The sequence below is a fragment of the Shewanella sp. ISTPL2 genome, from assembly GCF_013283205.1.
Taxonomy (GTDB): Bacteria; Pseudomonadota; Gammaproteobacteria; order Enterobacterales; family Shewanellaceae; genus Shewanella; species Shewanella oncorhynchi.
In genome coordinates this window covers 2034051-2053466 of the sequence record NZ_JAAPAV010000001.1, presented here as the reverse complement: position 1 = coordinate 2053466, position 19416 = coordinate 2034051, and the positions used below count along the sequence as shown (strand labels likewise).

Genomic DNA, 19416 nt, shown 5'->3' with positions numbered 1-19416 from the left:
TACTCATTAAAAAACTAGTTATTAATAAATTACTTATAAATAAATCAATTAAGGATCTGAGCTTATGATTATTCCTGCGATTGATTTAATTGATGGCAATGTCGTCCGCCTTTATCAAGGCGATTACGGCCAGCAGACCACCTTTGATTTAAGTCCTTTGGCGCAGCTGCAATCCTACGAGGCTCAAGGCGCTAAGTGGTTGCATCTCGTTGATTTAACGGGCGCGAAAGATCCCGCGAAACGCCAAACTCGCCTTATCAGTGAACTCGTGGCGGGACTTAACGCCAATATTCAAGTGGGCGGCGGCATTCGTACTGAAGAGCAAGTCACTGAATTATTAGCTATCGGCGTAAAACGTGTGGTGATTGGCTCACTGGCGGTGAAAGAACCTAAATTAGTTAAGCAATGGTTTATCAAATACGGCAGCGAAGCGATTTGCCTCGCACTCGATGTCAATATCAACCAGAGCGGTGAGAAAATGGTCGCCGTATCCGGTTGGCAAAGTGGCGGCGGTAAGAGTTTAGAATCCCTCGTAGAAACCTTTAGCACGGTCGGCTTAAAGCACGCGCTGGTGACTGATATTAGCCGTGATGGCACCTTAACGGGCGCCAATACCGCGCTTTATCAAGAAATTGCTGCAAGCTTCCCCGACATCGCTTGGCAAGCCTCCGGCGGTATTGCGACCCTTGATGATGTGAGCGCCGTGCGAGACAGCGGCGCTGCGGGCATCATTATCGGTAAAGCCTTGCTTATCAATCAGTTTAACGTGGCGGAGGCAATCCAATGCTGGCCAAACGACTAGTCCCCTGTTTAGATGTAAAAGACGGTAAAGTAGTGAAAGGCGTGCAGTTCCGTAACCACGAAATTGTCGGCGATATCGTCCCGTTAGCCGCGCGTTATGCCGAAGAAGGCGCCGATGAGCTAGTGTTTTATGACATTACCGCCAGCGCCCACGAACGTGTGGTCGATAAATCGTGGGTGAGCCGCGTGGCCGAGCAGATTGATATTCCCTTCTGCGTGGCAGGTGGCATTAAAACCATTAGCCAAGCCCGTGAATTATTAGCCTTTGGTGCGGATAAGATTTCGATTAATTCCCCCGCCTTAACCGATCCAAGTTTAATCTCACGCCTGCAGGACGAGTTCGGCCGCCAGTGTATCGTGATTGGCATCGACTCCTTTTTCGACGCCACCAGCAACAGCTATAAGGTAAAACAATTTACCGGCGATGAAGCGGCGACTAAGGATACTCAGTGGTTTACCCAAGACTGGGTTGAAGAAGTACAAAAACGAGGTTGTGGTGAAATCGTGCTCAATGTGATGAACCAAGACGGCGTGCGCGGCGGCTATGATATCAAGCAGTTAAGTCTTGTTCGCGCCATCTGCGACGTGCCTTTGATTGCCTCGGGCGGCGCTGGAACTATGGCGCATTTCCGTGATGTGTTTATTGAAGCCAAGGTCGATGCGGCGCTGGCAGCGAGCGTATTCCACAAGGCGATTATCAACATTGGTGAGTTAAAAGCCTATTTAGCGGCCGAAGGCATTGCGATTAGGCGCTAGCTATTGCAATTAGCCGCTCGCGGTCAATCGTTTATAGCGAGCTAATGGCGCCTACCGCTACAGTAAGAGCATGAGTAAGAGCTAGCAACCACAATACGTCGCTAAAAAGCATCAACAAATTAAGAGTGAACACTATGTCAACGCAAACACACACTAAATCGGATTTTAGCGAGCTGGATTGGGACAAACAGGATGGACTTATTCCTGCCGTGATCCAAAATCACTTATCGGGCAAGGTATTAATGCTCGGTTATATGGATAAGGCCGCGCTGGAAAAAACCTTAAGCACAGGTGATGTGACCTTTTTCAGCCGCTCAAAACAGCGTTTGTGGACTAAGGGTGAAATCTCAGGCAATACGCTAAAATTGGTGGCTATTGATAAAGACTGCGATAACGACAGCCTGTTAGTTCAAGTGATCCCCAACGGCCCAACCTGCCACAAAGGCACCGAAAGTTGCTGGTTAGATGACAATGCGCACCCATTTTTGAACAACCTCGCCAGCTTAATCACCTCGCGTAAAGGGCAAAGTGCCGATTCCAGCTACACGGCGTCTTTGTTTGCGCGCGGCACGAAACGTATCGCCCAAAAGGTCGGGGAAGAAGGTCTTGAAACCGCCCTTGCCGCTGCGACCCACGATAAAGAAGAGCTAGTTAACGAAGCCTCAGATCTTATCTATCACTTGCTGGTATTGCTTGAAGATCAAAACTTAAGCCTCAGTGACATCACAGCAAATTTGCTGGCAAGACATGAAAAGGCGCTAGAGAGCAAAGCATAATCTGCTTACTGTTCCTGATGTCTTACTATCGATTTTACCGCTAAAAATGCCGCCCGCTTAAATCAAGTCGGCGGCATTTTTTATCGCGCGATTCCCTCAAGTGCCATTGCCGCAATGTAAACAATGAATATCTTGCGCCTTAATCCTGTGACAAAAAATAATCAAAATACTGTTGTAATGGTTGACAAGTACATTTCAGTTCCCTATGGTAACCTCCGTTGCCGTTAGGTTATTAAGGCAAGGCATCAAAACACTTATCCGTTTTTACTCAACACACGCTAAGGCAAGTTTTATGTGTTTCACACCCTTTTATACTCCCTATCTGTAGCCGCAATGGATATACCCAAGCTACCTGAAGATACGAGTTTCAGAGCGCCTAGGGGGCTTCAATTCAAGGCGCATCAATGACAGAATGTCGACCACCTTTTGAATTGATGCAACACGGGAGTGGAGTACCCTAGACGCTCCGTCCCGGCGGGTTTTAACGCACTTTATGCGGTGTTGGTTATTTTTAACTTAGCCCGCTAGGTCTGCAAATAACCGCCTTGCCTAAAGTGCGTTAAACTCCCTCTGAATCCTGCATCTTCAGGTTGTTTGGGTATAAAGGCACCTCGCCTGACCTTCCATTGTGGCCATATCCTTTCGGATCCGCTGAGCGCCACTGTCTCATTTGCTTAAATCATTTTGTGCTTGAATCGCATCAAAATCCTTTAAGACGGTTGCTTTAGGATCAAGTCTTTATCTCTTTTTCTTGCGACACGCTTTTGAGATCATGTTATGACACAGAATAAAATTTTCGGCAGTTTACTGCTTATCGCCGGCACCACAATCGGCGCGGGTATGCTGGCTTTGCCTATCGCATCGGCTGGACTCGGTTTTGGCACCTCCTCCGCCATTATGCTCATCCTATGGGCGCTGATGGCCTACACGGCACTGCTTATGGTGGAAATACATCAATTCGCCCCCAGCGATGCCAGCCTTAATCACTTAGCGCAGCGCTTATTGGGTCGTAAGGGCCAGTTGATCGCCAATAGCGCCTTGATGTTTTTACTGTACGCCCTCTGCGCCGCCTACATTGCTGGCGGCGGCGAGCAAGTGAACCAAAAGCTGAGCACTTGGCTAGGACTAAATTTGCCACCGCAGGCGGGTGCAATCCTATTCACCCTGCTGGTTGGCGCCATTGTGGGCATGGGAACCCACTGTGTGGATCTCATCAATCGCGGTTTATTTGCCCTTAAGCTATTGGCATTATTGCTTATGTTGGCCTTGTTACTGCCGCAGGTTGAAAGCCCACATTTGCTCGAACTCCCGCTCAACCAAGGCCTAATTATCACGGCTATTCCGGTGATTTTTACCTCCTTTGGTTTTCACGGTTCGATTCCATCAGTGGTGCGCTACTTGGGCGTTGAAGTCAAAGCCCTGCGAAGGATCATGTTGTTTGGCTCGGCTTTGCCATTAGTTATTTACCTTTTGTGGCAACTGGGCAGTCAAGGCGTATTAAGCCAAAGTCAATTGCTCGAAAACCAGAGTTTATCAAGCTTTATCAATCAACTGGCGAGCGTACTGCACAGTGAATACTTAAGTAGCGCTATAAGTCTATTTGCCGATCTCGCCCTTGCGACCTCGTTTTTAGGGGTGAGTTTAGGTTTGTTCGATTTTATGGCCTCAAGCTTAAGGCAAGAAGATAATGCAACAGGTCGAAGCTTAACCGCGGCTATCACCTTTTTACCGCCCTTAGGTTTTGCCCTCTTCTACCCTCAAGGTTTTATCGCCGCCCTAGGCTACGCGGCGATTGCGCTGGTGATCCTCGCCATCTTTTTACCTGTGACCATGGTGTGGACACAACGCCAGATGCGAGACGCTGCCAATATGCCGATGGGTTACCGCGTTGCGGGCGGAAAGTTAGCCTTAATGCTCGCCACACTTTGCGGAATTGTGGTGATCGCCGCCCAGATATTTAGCTAGCCGCAATTCACTCACCAAGAGTGAGTTAACCAAAAGTTCGCTAGCTCGAATAAAAGATGAAGTACAAGAGCCTGTAAAACCTCAACTATTGACAGCAGGCGCTTGTCTATTCAATGATCCTTTCACATTAGTCAGCTAAGCCCGTGAGTGTTAAACTGCCTCAGGTGCTCGTGCGCGATATAAAAGCTCCGAAGTAACCGAACAAATTAAAAGTGCCAATGAAATATACACATTCGTGTATTTTTGCACTGCTAAAGCACGAGTTTGATCAGGGCTCTTTCAATAAAGGATAAATATCAAACCCAATGCCAATCCACAACAAGCCAAGCCGTGGCAATGCCTCTGATAGCAAGGCACTTCAGCACGAGGCAACGGAGATATCTGCAGGCCCTCGCAGTGGTGCTTTAGATTTTGGAACGGATACTCATGTTGCTGCGCAAAATCGCCGTAAATTCCCCCTAAAAAAAACCTTATTGGCGACCAGCTTAACGGGCATCTTGGCGGGCGTGGCGTTAACTGTTTGGATTGTGAATACCCAGGCTGAACAACTCATCATACGGGCGGCAAATTTTGCCCTCACAGGTATGGACAGCGAACTGATTGACATTGAATTAGGGCAAAGTCAGTTAGAACATTGGCGAATTACCTCTGCCAATCTGAGGGTGCATGATAGCCATATCAAGCTTAATGATTTGAATATTCAGCTAAAACTTGACTGGCCACAGAGTTTTGCCGAACTGAAACAGTTCAGCCAAGCCTCTTACCTCACTCAAAAAATCACCCAAATATCCACAGGTAATATTGAAGTCGAGTTAGGGCAATCACTGTTTTTACCCAATCGAAATGCCATCGATGAACAAGGCCCCGCATTGGTCTTAGATATCAAATCATTACCACTCATCGATATCGGAAAAACCAGTCTTATTCTCAAAGCCCAGCATCTCAACACCCAAAATGATTTATCCGCCTATCGTTTGGTGATGGACAAGTTGAGCCTCAACGGCGCGGGGGAAATCAACAGCGAGTTTAGTCACGCAGGCGAAAGCATCGCCACACTTAAAGCCATACTCGAAACCAACAAATGGCAACTCATGAGTCAAATCCAGCTCGCGCCGCTGCTTGCGAGCTTGCATCAAATCAGCCTGAGGCAAGCGCAAGACAGTGTACTGAGTCCGTTAACTGAGCTTGATAAAGAGTGGCAAGCGTTAGCAATTGATTTACAAGGCCAATTGGTATCCAACAGCAGTATCACTTTAACCTCAGGCGAACTTATCAGTGAGCATCAATTAATCGATCCAAAGCTGACCTTTAATCAACTGGCTGCACTAGAGCTTGCGCCTAAACCCGAGCTTGCACCTAAGTCTGAGTTAGCATTTAAGATTGCAGGGCATTTAGCCGAACTTGACCTAAAACTAGAGCCCTTTAGCTTAGCGCTGAGTCCAAATACAGAGCAGCAACAACGATTGATGCAGCTGCTCGATGAGACGCTGGCTAAACCTTCATCTCAGTCAGTATCTGAACCAGTATCTCAACCGATAACTGAGCAAGTGCCTGATCAGACAGCGAGTCAAATCGCTAAGCTGCTATCGGGGCTCAAAAGTACAGATACACCAGTGGGAATCGCACTGACATTGCCTGAAGCCCTGCATTACCCGCTGACTCAAATTCCGCAAGATGTGCACTTAGCTAATCCCCTTGCGATTAAACTTCCTCGAGTGAAGCTTAAGACCTTAGGCAGTAAGCTCGATACCCAAGTCGATTTGGCCAATGTTGAAATCACAAAATCAATCGAAGCACTGTCCTTCAAAACAGATTGGCGCCTTAGTACGAGGCAAACAGGCTCAATGCAATTATCTGAATTGTGGGCAAATCCACCGCAGGACTTTAGCTGGAATAATAGTCAGTTAACAACAGCAGGCACATTTAACTTAGTTCAGACGCCAAGTTCAACCGATTGGCAATTCATCACTGCCGCTACCGAGTCGACTGAACTGACTCAATCAACAAAACAAGATACTGGCAACACGCTAGAGTTCGCCGTGGGTGAGCTTAAGCGTATTAGCATGCAAAATAAAAATGCGGCTAAACATGCAGAGTTTAGCCTTGGTAGTATCGCGATAAATGCCCTTGCGCCGCTGAACATAAGCTCGCAGCAAAGCACTCATACTCAGAGTTCTGGTATTCAAAACGCTAGCATTCAGAAAGTCAGTCCAGCGCAAAGCTCAGTACCCACATCTGATACCGCAAACAGGTTAACCCTTGCCATACCACCTTTAACCTTAGCACTGGAGCAACTGTATTTTTCGCAGACCAAACAGACTTTAGTGACAGATGGTGTAGTCACTGAGGCTAATGCGGATAAAAATGCTAGCACTAGCATCATAACGAAAACCGATATGAATGCGGGCAGTTTCTCGATTGCATTACAAAAAGCCATGTCATTTGAACTTAAACCCAATATCGAAGCGCTGTTCGACTCGCTGCTCTCTACCACTTGGCGTAATCAACTCGCATGGCAAGCCAGTCAGCTAAATATCGAAAAACAGCTCAGCAGCAAAGGCCGCAGCCGCAAAGAAACCGTACTTAAGCTGGACAAGTTAACGCTGGCACAAAGCTTAGATTGGAAAAATAACACGCTCTTTGGTGATGAGCACTGGCAAGTGGGCACAGTTGAGCTGCAAAGCCAACACAAGTTGAACCTTGCCACCGCGAACAATCCCTTAGTGTTAACGGGCCAATGGGTAGTCAACACTAGCATGACCGAGGCGCTGGCCTTGCTCAATCAAACCCAACCCTTACCATCTGAGCTTAATGTCACAGGTAATAACCAATTACAGGCGCAGTTTAATTTAACCCAACAGCGCGATCAGACCCAATTTGCCATGCAAATAACTCAATCGATGACAGAACTTGAAGGCTTTTATAAAGACATCATTTTTGAGGGGGGAAAACTGCAAGCGCAATGTGAGTTCACTTGGGGGCAATCTTATAAAAAAGAGTCTCATAACAAGCCGCAGGATAAAGGCTATTTTAGCAGCCTCAGTAAGCTCAATTGCCCGCAGACGCTGATGACCTTTAACTTATTTGATCCAGGCTTCCCACTGACCGATATCGAAGTGGAAGCCGATATCGCCCTTGGCAAAGATGCCGAGAAATTGCCCGACAATTGGATACAACAACTCACAGGCTTAAGTGACACCGATGTTTCCATGACCGCCAAAGGCAAAGTGCTCAGCGGCCAGTTTCTGCTGCCAGAATTTAATCTTAAATTGCAGGATAAATCCCATGCCTATCTGTTACTGCAGGCCATGAGTCTAGAAGAGGTCCTGCGTATTCAACCGCAAATTGGCATCTATGCCGACGGCATATTCGATGGCGTGTTGCCCGTCGATTTAATCAACGGCAAAGTGTCGATCACTGGCGGGCAATTAGCCGCGCGCGCACCCGGCGGCCTCATCGCTATCTCAGGCAACCCCGCCGTTGAGCAGATGCGCCAATCCCAACCGTATCTAGACTTTGTCTTTTCAACGTTAGAACACTTACAATACAGTCAATTATCAAGCAGCTTTGATATGGACCAAGCCGGTGATGCTAAACTACTCGTCGAAGTGAAAGGCCGCGGTGAAGGGATTGAACGCCCTATCCACTTGAATTACTCCCACGAAGAGAACATGCTGCAATTATTTAGAAGTCTGCAAATTGGTAATGACTTGCAGGACAGAATCGAAAAATCAGTGAAGTAACAAGGAAACCTCAGTGAAGATAATTCAATTACAGCAAATTAGCATAGGTACCCGAAGCGCACTTATCGCATTGGTAGCCCTAGCCTCATTGCAGGGCTGTACGCCCACAGTAAAAATAGAACCGCCGGATAAACCTATCGTTATCAATCTCAATGTGAAAATTGAACATGAGATACGGATCAAAGTAGATAAGGAATTAGACCAACTCCTGTCAGACGATAAGCTGTTCTAATTAAATAAGAATTGAGGAATCACCATGAAATCAATCCGACTAAAAACAAAGTTATTATTGCTATTAACCCTCAGCGTCTTAAGCCTAAGCGCCTTTGCCATGTCACTTCAAGAAGCTAAATCACAGGGCTATTTAGGGGAACAAGCCAACGGCTACTTGGGATTAGTGCAAGCCAATCCCGAAGCCAAAGTCGTGATGGACGACGTAAATAACAAACGTCGCGCACACTACGAAACCATTGCCAAGAAGAACAAACTCTCCCCTGCCGACGTCGCTAAACTCGCCGGTGAAAAAGCCATAGCCGCCACAGATAAAGGCAACTATGTACAAGATGCCAAAGGCAAATGGATTAAAAAGTAGTCCGCTTTCTAAGGCTCTAGCGCGTAAAAACAAAACGAATAGATATAAACAAAACGCCTGCAGTAGCAGGCATTTTTATGGGTGGATTTGTCGATAACTGGATAGATGATTTACTTAACTAAAAGCTAACTGACAACAAAATAATTAATATTAATTTTCATTGCTTCCCCAGTCACTCGCCTTCCTATTTCTAGTAAGAAGCATCCCACATTAATACAACAATTTTTCATGCCTGTAATTTGCCCACATGACATAACCTAAAACAATACAACCTGATAGCAAAAGAAAAACTCTGGTATTTTCGGTGTCAGGGATAGCTTGAAAGACAGAGTTTAGCCATAACGGGAAAAATATTCCAATAGGGATAACAGTGACGATGAACAATGCAGAAATAAAGTAGCAAATAAGAATGTTGCCGATGCCGCGTGGTTTAGGCCATCCAAAGCGCAAATTCATAGATTTATGCAATTTAACCAAAAATGTAATCGTGGCTAGGTAGATTATGATTCCTACAATAAACAATATATCTATCATGTTCAATTTGGCTTATAACGCCGCTATCAATTGCGGCAAAAAGTGGAGTAAGTGAAGCGAACGTAACTTTTTGACGTCAATTACATAGCTTGGTTAGGCTTCCGTCACTTCTAGGATTACACTGGTCTGAATTTTTGGGTTCCAGTAAAGTCCTCCACCATATTTAAAGTGCTCCTTTACTGCACTCAGTGTTTCTGTATGAGACTCAAATATCGTGAACCTAGAGCCTAACTTTGTATAGTGCGCATGCGCGTTTACCTCATTAGACCAGTAAAAGCGCGCATGGTTAACTAACTGTAATAAAAGGAACTTATCAGCTTTTGTTTAGATATACCATCAGGGAAAACGCGCATGCGCGTTTTCCAAACCTATTATCTCAAGCTGTCAAAAAATAAGTTGTTGATAATAAATGCTATATACATCGAAAAGACCGAACACCCACAGATTTTTTGCTTTTAGCGCTGCACAGACAACACTAAAAAATCAAAGTAAAAACCGTTAAATGTAATCTCTAATCTTTCAAATCAACAGACTACGCAAATGCTAAAAGGTGCGCCATGGTGATTGGCGAGACGACCGTCCGCCCCATGGATGGGGCGGTCGAGCATCCACGGATGGACTAGCTGCGAGTCGCCGAGTAAATGCCATGGCAAACCGATCTATGTGGATCAAATGAGCTTATTATCAATAAGGAATAAATTCACTTTAAAATGCTTGCAATCCATGACGGAATATTGCGATCTGTGTTCTTTTTAGCCTTTGCCTCGTCACTCTCCTTCTATTTGATAGAAAAAGCTGAGCCGAGTTTAGAGTAATAAGACTCACAAATTATCGTTGGGTAGCATTCGATAGAAAGGTGTTGAAGAGTCACGTGACTAATTTTAGATAAAAGCTTTCTTAGCAGAAAAGAGTACGGATAGCGCACTAATGCTATGGAGATTTAAGCGAATTATCGGCTAATAATAGATATCAAAAACCAATAATGACTATTGATCTACAACTACGCTATGCCGCAACCACGTGGCGCTGCGCACGTAGGGGGTGTAAGCGATTATGCATCACTTTGATGGTTTCAAACTGCACCATAGTTTTAGCACCGGATAAAACACATTCGGGCGATAATAACATCACTAAGGCCGATTGCAGGGTGTTTTCAACCACAAGCACGAGTGCCCTTTGCTTTTGGCATTTAAGTTCAAAGACTTTACCTACATCGCTATAAACACAGACATCACTGGTATCAAAAAACCATGATTTAGGCATTTGCGGTGTCAGCATAAAATGGGCTGCGGTGGCATTGAGCGCAATTTGAACAATAGCGGCATCGGACAAAGACAGGGTTTTAGGCAATCTATCGAGTAAGTTCATATAGAATTTGGCGTGCGCAATATTAAATTCCATGCTTGATAAGGCATCTGGAATGAGTAATTTTGCTTTATAAGACGTCAGAAATTCTATCTCGGAACCTAACGATACGCCTAATACACCATACGAATCGTTATATTTCCATTGCCAATCTTTTTGCGGCATTAATAACATAACGGTGACCCAATATTTGAACACTGGGACATAATAGTAGATATTTTATCCAATATCAAAATAAAAATAATAAAATACAAATTATTTAACAGTTACTTAGTCGTTCTATTGTAAGATCTTAACAGCGATCTAAGGATCATTTTAGATCGCTGTTAAAGAATAAGATCTTATTTTAGATCGTTATCTTAATCCTAAGATCATTATTTCAAGCGGTATGCATTCACTATTTCTTTAATTAACTTCGGACCTTGATAAATAAAACCCGAATAAATCTGAACCATAGTGGCGCCCGCATCGAATTTGGCTAAGGCATCTTCAGCGCTATTAATACCGCCCACACCGATGATCGGGATCTGCCCTTTCAAACAAATTGCCAATTGCTTAATCACTTTAGTAGACAGCTCAGTTAAAGGTTTGCCACTTAAGCCGCCGCTTTCATTGGCGTTGGCAAGACCGCTAACACCATCACGTGTTAAAGTAGTATTGGTCGCAATTGCGCCATCAAATTTGTTTTTAATCAAAGCTTGCGCGATATTTTCAATTTCTTCGATGGTTAAATCTGGAGCAATTTTAAGCGCGATGGGCACGTATTTTTTATGCTTTTCGGCCAGCTCAAGTTGCTTGGCTTTAATTGCGCTCAATAATTCATCTAATAGATCGCCATATTGTAGCGATCGTAATCCTGGGGTATTGGGTGATGAAATATTCACCGCAATATAAGCCGCATGGAGATAAACTTTATCCATGCAGATCAAATAATCGTCTTTACCTTGTTCTACTGGCGTGTCTTTATTTTTGCCAATATTAACGCCAACCATAATATCGGTCTTTTTAGCGATCAAATTTTTGACCAGATTATCGACACCCTTATTATTAAACCCCATGCGATTAATGATGCCTTTGGCAGGCTTTAATCTAAATAGACGGGGTAAATCGTTACCAGGCTGTGGTCTTGGGGTAACTGTACCCACTTCAATATGACCAAATCCCATCGCATGAAAGGCATCAATCGATTCGCCGTCCTTGTCCATACCGGCAGCGAGTCCCACTGGGTTAGGAAAGGTCAACCCCATAAAGCTGACAGGAGCGGGTGCAATCGTTTGTCCATATAGACACGTTAACCGGCTATTGGCGGTCATTTTTAAACTGCCTATAGCAAGATGGTGAGCTCGCTCAGGATCCATCTGAAACATGACTTTCTGTGCGATTTTATAAAACATGTACTTTCCTCGACCTAAAAAAAGCCCCGGCGATCGCCAGGGCTTCTGATTGTTATAATAAGTTTACTTTTGGCCTTCGCAATGAAGGATCAGAAGGTTAAGTTCACGTAGGGCGACAGAGAACTTAGCAAACTCATGGATTTGCGACGTTTTAAAGTCAGCTAGCATATGGAACCATCTTTCCAATAAGCCTTGATTTATCTCAATCCACTGAGAAATCACACTTTCGGCATCACAGGTTGCACTGCAGGTTCTTAAGACAACTGAACTTAATGCACGTTGTTGCCAATCTAACTCTTCCCTAAAGGCGGCACGAGCCAGTGCTTGCCAATGGTTCGCTACAGGTTGAGCGCTGATCTGTTCTAAGAACCAGTGCAGCTCAACGCGGGCGCCGAGTTTGAAGTAAGTTTCAGCCACTAATGCCACTGTCTTATCTTCTGTTTGCGCAATTTGGGCAATGTCTAAGGCAGAGAACAAGGTGCTCATGTTAGCCACAATGGTTGCCACAGCTTGTGGTACGTTTTCTTTGACCAAAGCATTGATCTCAGATTGGATACCCTTCGCTTCTTCTTCTACCAGATATAAATGAACATTATCTTTAATTTGTTCAAATACTGGTTTGAAGAAGGCAACGGTTTGTTCGATGCTCCAAGAGCGGTTACGGTGACGGAGGAACCAGCGGCTAGCACGACGCATATTGCGGCGTAACTGATGCAGCATTTCACCTTGAACCACAGCCGGAACTATGCCGTTTAAGTCAGTGATCGATTTAGTTAATTCAGCTAAACCAAATACTTCGCGAGCCATAGTGTAACAAATTGCCGCGTCGGCAACTGAGGCACCAGTCTCATCTTGCATACGTTGAACAAAATTCAAGCCCATGTCGTTGACGAGTTCATTGGCGAGTGAGGTCGCAATGATTTCGCCACGCAGTGGATGGGTTGCCATTTTGTCGCTGTATTTTTCCTGAAGTTTTTTCGGGAAATACGCGATAAGCAGTTGGCTTAACAGAGTATCTTCAGTGATTTCTGGCGTCACTAATTGCTCTTTCAGTACCATTTTCGCATAAGCAACCAATACTGATAGCTCTGGGCGCGTTAATGCACGACCACTGGCTAAACGTTCAGCTAGCTCATCGTCAGACGGTAAGAACTCTAACGCTCTGTCTAACTTGCCTTCTTTTTCCAGGTACTGGATAAAGCGGATCTGCTCTTTTAACTGCTCAGCACCGCGCACTTGAGTCACAGAGATAGTACGAGTTTGATCTTTACAGTCTTGTAGTACGATTTGGCCGACTTCTTCAGTCATTTCTTCCAGTAAACGGTTACGCTGCTTAAGCGTCAGTTCACCTTCAGTCACCATAGCGTTCAGCAAAATCTTGATGTTCACTTCGTTGTCTGAACAGTCCACACCACCAACGTTATCCACGAAGTCAGTGTTGATGCGACCGCCATTAGACGCATATTCAATACGACCTAACTGAGTACAACCTAAGTTACCGCCCTCGCCGACTATCTTAGCGCGCAGTTCGCCACCGTTGACACGTAGAGCATCGTTGGCACGATCGCCGACTTCAGCGTGGGTTTCACGTGAAGATTTCACATACGTACCGATACCGCCGTTCCAGATCAAATCCACTGGCATTTTCAACAGTTCTTTCATCAGCTCAGTTGGGGTCATAGAGGTTTTCTCTGTGGCCAACATTTGCTTCATCTCTGCCGATAATGGAATTGATTTAGATGAACGGAGGAAAATACCGCCACCTTTAGAAATCAACTTGCTGCTGTAGTCTTCCCAGCTTGAACGTGGCAGAGCGAATAAACGCGCCCGTTCATCATAACTTAATGCCGTATCCGGATTTGGATCGATAAAGATATGCATGTGGTTAAAGGCTGCAACCAGTTTAGTGTGCTTAGACAACAACATACCGTTACCGAATACGTCGCCCGCCATGTCACCTATACCTAAACAGGTAAAGTCTGTAGTTTGGCAATCAATACCGACTTCGCGGAAATGACGCTTAACCGATTCCCAGCCGCCTTTGGCCGTGATACCCATTTTCTTATGGTCATAACCGTTGCTGCCACCCGATGCGAATGCATCACCGAGCCAGAAGCGGTATTCGAGGGAAATCGAGTTCGCGATATCAGAGAAAGTCGCTGTGCCTTTATCGGCTGCTACCACTAAATAGGGGTCATCTTCATCGTGACGAACCACATCCAATGGATGGACGATTTCACCGTTCAAAATGTTATCGGTAATATCGAGCAATGCACGGATAAAGATGCGGTAACATTCTTGACCTTCGGTGAAGAAAGCTTCACGGCCGCCTTCAGTTGGCAATTGTTTACAAACAAAGCCACCTTTAGCACCCACAGGCACAATCACAGTGTTTTTCACTTGCTGTGCTTTTACCAAACCCAATACTTCGGTACGGAAGTCTTCACGACGATCTGACCAACGCAGACCACCACGAGCCACTTTACCGTAACGTAAATGCACACCTTCAACCCGTGGCGAATAAACGAATATTTCGAATTTCGGCAGTGGACGTGGCATTTCAGGGATCAGTGAAGGCATGAATTTAAACGAGATATAACTCTTAGATTCGCCTTTGGCATCCAGTTGGTAGAAGTTGGTACGCAGAGTGGCGTTAATCAAGTCTAAATAACGACGAATAATACGGTCATCATCTAAGCTAGACACTTCGTCTAAACGTAAATTGATCTGCTCCAAAAACTTGCCCAGGGTACGAGTTTTCAGTTTAGGGTTAAATTTACGGATGAACATCTTCACCAACAAATCAGCGATTTGTGGGTAACGACCGAAGGTTTCTTCAATATATGACTGACTGAAAGTCGCATCGATTTGACGCATGTATTTCGCATACGCGCGCAATACAGAGACTTCACGACCGGTTAAACCTGACGCCAGAATAATGCGGTTGAAGCCGTCATCTTCTAACTTCTTTTGCCACACTTGTGACAGTGCAGTTTGGAATCTGTCTTGGCTATCAGCGATGTTATCTGTGTTGACGACTTTAACTGTCATCAAGAAGTCTAAGATCCAGAAGGTAGAACCGTCTGAAGTCGTAACTTCATATGGACGCTCGTTGATCACGCGCAGACCAAAGTTTTCGAGCATTGGAAGCACATCAGAAAGATGAATAGGCTCATCTTTATGGAATAGCTTTAAACGCACTTTGTTGTCGTTCAGCGCCGCTTCCTGCGGTTGATAGAACAACATGCCGAGCTTGTGTTCATCATCCAGTGCTTCGAGCTGTTGCATGTCGACGACGGCAGAACTTGGCAATACGTCTTCTTTATAGCTTTGCTCAAACGCATTGAAATAACGCTTAGTCAGATGAGTGCCAGCTTCTTCGCCGAGTGCACTGTTAAGCGCAGTGCTTAACTTATCTTCCCACGAACGTGCCGCTTCTATTAAGTTGTTCTCTATGGCAGCCACATCTACATCCATATTATTGTTATCAACTTTGACTATGTAGTGAGTGCGGGCTAGCGTCGACTCGGAGAAATAAGTCGTAAACTCTACATCTTCTTTGCTGTTAAAGTGCTGGGCCAGAATACGTTGAGTATCTTGGCGGAGTTTAGTGTTGTAACGATCCTTAGAAACGTACACTAAACAGGATAAGAAACGGCCAAAGCCATCTTTGCGTACAAAGAGTTTCAGCTTGTCTCTGTCTTGCATTTCTAACACGCCATGGGCCATGTGCGATAAATCATCAACATTGGCTTGAATTAGCTCGTCACGAGGTAAATTCTCAAGGATGTTTAGCAGGGCTTTATAGTCGTGTGAACGTGGGGTCAAGCCTGAACGATCTAACACACGCTGCACTTTTTCATTCAGCAGTGGGATTTCACGTGGACTGCGGTTATACAGGTTTGACGCATATAAACCGATAAATCTATCTTCGCCAATCACATTGCCTTTCTTATCGAAACGCTTAATACCGATATAATCGACATAAGCTGGGCGATGCACGCGGCTCTTAGCGCTGCTCTTAGTGAGGATCAGTAAGCTGTGATCTAAGGCTTCTTTGCGGGCACTATCGGAGAAGCTAGATAACAACAAACCTTGCTCAGGTTGCGCTTTAGTGTGCTTGTTCATCAAACCTAAACTAGAGGCGATATTAGGCACTAACTCAACGTCACCTTCGACACGTTTCAAATCGTATTGACGGTAACCTAATAGCGTAAAGTGATGATTATTCAAGTAAGTCAGGAAGTTAATCGCTTCTTCTAACTCTTGCTTATCGCCCGGGAACGGACGTTTTGGCAATTCCTTGATCATCTCAGCCAACTTGGCAGACATGACTTCCCAGTCGTTGACTGATGAAGCGACATCGGCAAGCACAGACTGAATTTCGCGCTCTAATGCTTTGATATCAACCGTGCTGCTTTGACGGTCAATTTCAATCAAAAATACGGCGACATGCTCAGTGCTTTCAGGGCTCTGATTAAGATAAGTGACATTCGTCACACCACTTTCTGAACGCTCAATGGCCAGTGGAGTGTGCAACATCATGTGAGCAGTAATACCCATACGATTCAATGCCATACCAACTGAATCGACCAAGAATGGCATGTCAGGTTGGATAACTTCAATGATCGAGTGAGTAGATTGCCAGCCGTGTTTGGCTTGGCTAGGATTGAACACTCTCAGATGAGTGTTACCTTTTGGTGTTTTGTTCAGGGCGTTCCATAAACTGAGAACCGCACCGTATAAATCACTGTCATTACGCGCATTGAGATCGTCTTTCGACATGTGGGCATAAAGGCAGGTGGCGAACTGTTCAACTTGCTTGGCTTGTGAATTAGGGACTTTAGCGTGAATTAAACTGACTACATTTTCAAGTAGTACTGAAGGCATTGCATCTTTCAAGGCCATGTTGCTGTTTCCTTAAGCGTCTATGGCAGCGCTTTTTTCATTATTTGGATGCTTCGGCTTAACAATCGCAGATAAATTAATGTGATCTAGATCGTCGCGCGAAGTTTATTACTAAAACCGCTGTATTTCGAGGAAAATTTTAGTGGTACATCCTCTTGAAATCCAGTATTTGCGTAAACAAGGAATGACAAATGACCAAACAATCGATAAAGCAGACTAAGTATTCAAAAGTAAATGGGGAGCTTAGCTCCCCATTTGTAGACTCTACTTAGGTTGGCGCCAGAAAATGGCGGCCAATGCAGGTAGGATAATTATGGCACCGAGCATATTTACCACAAACATGAATGTTAACAATATTCCCATGTCCATTTGGAATTTAAGTGCCGAGAAGAACCAAGTACTGACACCAATCGCCAATGTAAGGCCCGTAAAGATCACCGCACTACCCCGTTCGACCAACGCCTCATAGTAAGCCTGTTGCACTGGCATACCATTTGATAGCTTAGACGACATAGTCGAGAGGATATAAATACCGTAATCCACACCAATACCAACCCCCAGTGCAATGACAGGTAAGGTACTGACAGCTAAGCCAATATCGAGCTGAGTCATCAAGGCTTGTGCCAGTGTCGACACGACATATAACGGAATAATGACCGCCACAGTGGCTTTAAAAGATTTAAAGCTGATTAAGCAGAGTACAAACACTGCACCATAGACGTATATCATCATAGGTAACTGTGCCTCAGCCACCGCTTCGTTAGTCGCTGCCATTACACCCACAGGACCCGACGCCAGTTTAAACTGCAACTTCTCGTTGTCCATTTTCGCGGCGACGGCTTTGACCTTAGCGACCACAGTTTCTATGGTTTCGGCCTTGTGATCTTTCATAAACAGATACACAGGCATGACAGAACAATCGCCATTTAATAAACCTGAAGTCGTGGGAATTTGGCCAATAGCCTGTACTAAGCTCGCCGTTGTACGCGGCAACACTTCCCATCTTGGATTACCTTCGTTGAAGCCTGCATTCACTTTTTTAGCGACTGACGCCAAACTCACAGTCGACTCCACCCCAGGGGTATTGCGCACTAACCACTCAAACTGATCAATTTGAGTGAGCACATCGTGGTAAGTACAGGCTTCAGGTGCTGCCTCAACAATCACAGTCATCACATCTGTGGTGATAGAGAAATGATCTGTGATGAAGAAGGTATCGAGGTTATAACGCGAATCTTGATGTAACGCTGGCGCGCCGCCCTGTAAGTCACCAATCTTCATCTGATTGGCTTGTTGCAAACCCACAAAATACAACACCACAGTGGCAATAATGACTACCACAGCATATTTAGGCGTTGCAAAACGCGCCATGAAGCGCCAAATAGCCTCAGTTCGCACTTCTTCAGCGGTCGGTTCTGCGTGTTTATTGACTTTGATTTCAGTAAAAGAAATCACCAAAGGCAACAGGATAAGGTTAGTGAAAATGATCACGCCCACACCGAGCGAGGCAGAAATCGCCAGCTCGCGAATAATCCCAATATCGATAAATAACAGGGTAATAAAACCAACAGTATCGGACAGTAATGCCACACCACCCGGCACTAATAAACTACGAAATGCCGACGCCGAAGCCGCTTTTGTCGTTTGCCCGTCAAGCACTCGGCGCCGTACAGCATTGATGATCTGCACCCCGTGGCTCACACCGATGGCGAAGACTAAAAACGGTACCAGAATCGACATAGGATCGAGACCGAAACCTATCACAGTCAATAAACCAAGCTGCCAGACCACAGCCGTTAAACTGCAGACCAGTGGCAGCATGGTCAAGATGATGGATTTAGAAAAGAGGTAAACCATGATGGCGGTGACCAAAATCGCGATCACGAAGAACAGCAATACCCCCTTAGCACCATCAGCCACATCCCCCGCCATTTTGGCGAAACCTATGATGTGAATTTTAACCTTATCGGTTTCGAACTTGCCCCTAAGCTCTTTTTCTAATTGTGCAGCAAAAGCAATAGTATCAAGCGGTTTACCCGTCTGTGGATCAAAATCCATTAATTGAGCCGACACCATAGCCGCACTGTAATCGTTAGCAATTAATCGGCCGACAATCCCTGCTTTTTCAATATTATCGCGAACCGTTTCTAACCCAGACACTGAAGTTGAAAAATCCGCTGGAATAACAGGCCCGCCAGCAAAACCATCCTCAACGACTTCAGTAAAACGAGTGGAAGGCGAAAAAATTGATTTCACCTGCGCACGGTCAACCCCTGGAATAAAAAACAGCTGATCATGCACATTTTTTAAGGTATCAAAATAGTTAGCATTAAAAATATTACCGCTGGTATCCTCAACCGCCACCATGATGCTGTTGGCACCACCAAAATCTTTTTGGTGTTTCAGGTAGGTCTGCATATAACTGTGCTGCAGTGGAATATTTTTGATAAAAGCCGCATCCATTTTGAGTTGACTGGCCTGATAGCCAAAAAACAACGTCAAAAACACAAAAATGCCGACGACCCATGCGCGATTGCGAAACAAAAATGACTCAAATCCGTTGACCAGTTTTTCTAACATCT

11 protein-coding genes are annotated in these 19416 nt (G+C 45.1%); 7 read left to right on the top strand and 4 right to left on the bottom strand.

Annotated features, from left to right (window positions below; all coding sequences use genetic code 11):
* The first annotated feature begins 64 nt into the window (after positions 1–64).
* The 7 genes from hisA (at position 65) to HUB64_RS09085 (ending at position 8633) form a co-directional block, all read left to right on the top strand.
* Positions 65–802, top strand: a complete 738-nt coding sequence (hisA, locus tag HUB64_RS09115) for a 1-(5-phosphoribosyl)-5-[(5-phosphoribosylamino)methylideneamino]imidazole-4-carboxamide isomerase (RefSeq protein ID WP_173496836.1) — start codon at positions 65–67, stop codon at positions 800–802.
* Positions 784–1557: an imidazole glycerol phosphate synthase subunit HisF gene (gene hisF / locus HUB64_RS09110; RefSeq protein ID WP_006081894.1), complete on the top strand. Its 774-nt coding sequence runs from the start codon at positions 784–786 to the stop codon at positions 1555–1557. The genes hisA and hisF overlap by 19 nt, the downstream gene beginning before the upstream one ends.
* A gap of 134 nt (positions 1558–1691) precedes the next feature.
* A complete protein-coding gene (gene hisIE, locus HUB64_RS09105) occupies positions 1692–2333 on the top strand; it encodes a bifunctional phosphoribosyl-AMP cyclohydrolase/phosphoribosyl-ATP diphosphatase HisIE (RefSeq protein WP_173244587.1) in 642 nt (213 codons plus the stop codon).
* A gap of 777 nt (positions 2334–3110) precedes the next feature.
* Positions 3111–4298: an aromatic amino acid transport family protein gene (locus HUB64_RS09100; protein ID WP_173244583.1), complete on the top strand. Its 1188-nt coding sequence runs from the start codon at positions 3111–3113 to the stop codon at positions 4296–4298.
* Positions 4299–4603: 305 nt separating this feature from the next.
* The gene (locus HUB64_RS09095; RefSeq protein ID WP_173244581.1) at positions 4604–8041 is read left to right on the top strand and encodes a YdbH domain-containing protein; all 3438 of its coding nucleotides are present in this window, start codon (positions 4604–4606) and stop codon (positions 8039–8041) included.
* A gap of 13 nt (positions 8042–8054) precedes the next feature.
* Complete coding sequence (locus tag HUB64_RS09090; RefSeq protein WP_028759774.1) at positions 8055–8273, top strand: YnbE family lipoprotein; 219 nt, start codon at positions 8055–8057, stop codon at positions 8271–8273.
* Positions 8274–8297: 24 nt separating this feature from the next.
* A complete protein-coding gene (locus tag HUB64_RS09085) occupies positions 8298–8633 on the top strand; it encodes a YdbL family protein (RefSeq protein ID WP_173244577.1) in 336 nt (111 codons plus the stop codon).
* A 1539-nt stretch (positions 8634–10172) separates the two neighbouring features.
* On the opposite strand, the gene HUB64_RS09080 is transcribed toward HUB64_RS09085, so the two are convergent.
* The 4 genes from HUB64_RS09080 to HUB64_RS09065 all read right to left on the bottom strand — a co-directional run bounded on the left by HUB64_RS09080 (position 10173) and on the right by HUB64_RS09065 (position 19414).
* Positions 10173–10706 (bottom strand): cell division protein ZapC, encoded by a 534-nt coding sequence (locus HUB64_RS09080; protein WP_173244574.1) that lies wholly within the window; start codon positions 10704–10706, stop codon positions 10173–10175.
* A 200-nt stretch (positions 10707–10906) separates the two neighbouring features.
* Positions 10907–11926: a quinone-dependent dihydroorotate dehydrogenase gene (pyrD, locus tag HUB64_RS09075; protein ID WP_173244571.1), complete on the bottom strand. Its 1020-nt coding sequence runs from the start codon at positions 11924–11926 to the stop codon at positions 10907–10909.
* Positions 11927–11989: 63 nt separating this feature from the next.
* Positions 11990–16834, bottom strand: a complete 4845-nt coding sequence (locus tag HUB64_RS09070; protein ID WP_173244568.1) for an NAD-glutamate dehydrogenase — start codon at positions 16832–16834, stop codon at positions 11990–11992.
* A gap of 264 nt (positions 16835–17098) precedes the next feature.
* Positions 17099–19414 carry an RND family transporter gene (locus HUB64_RS09065; RefSeq protein ID WP_113940560.1) on the bottom strand — a complete coding sequence of 772 codons (2316 nt, stop codon included), beginning with the start codon at positions 19412–19414 and terminating at the stop codon, positions 17099–17101.
* Positions 19415–19416: the final 2 nt, after the last annotated feature.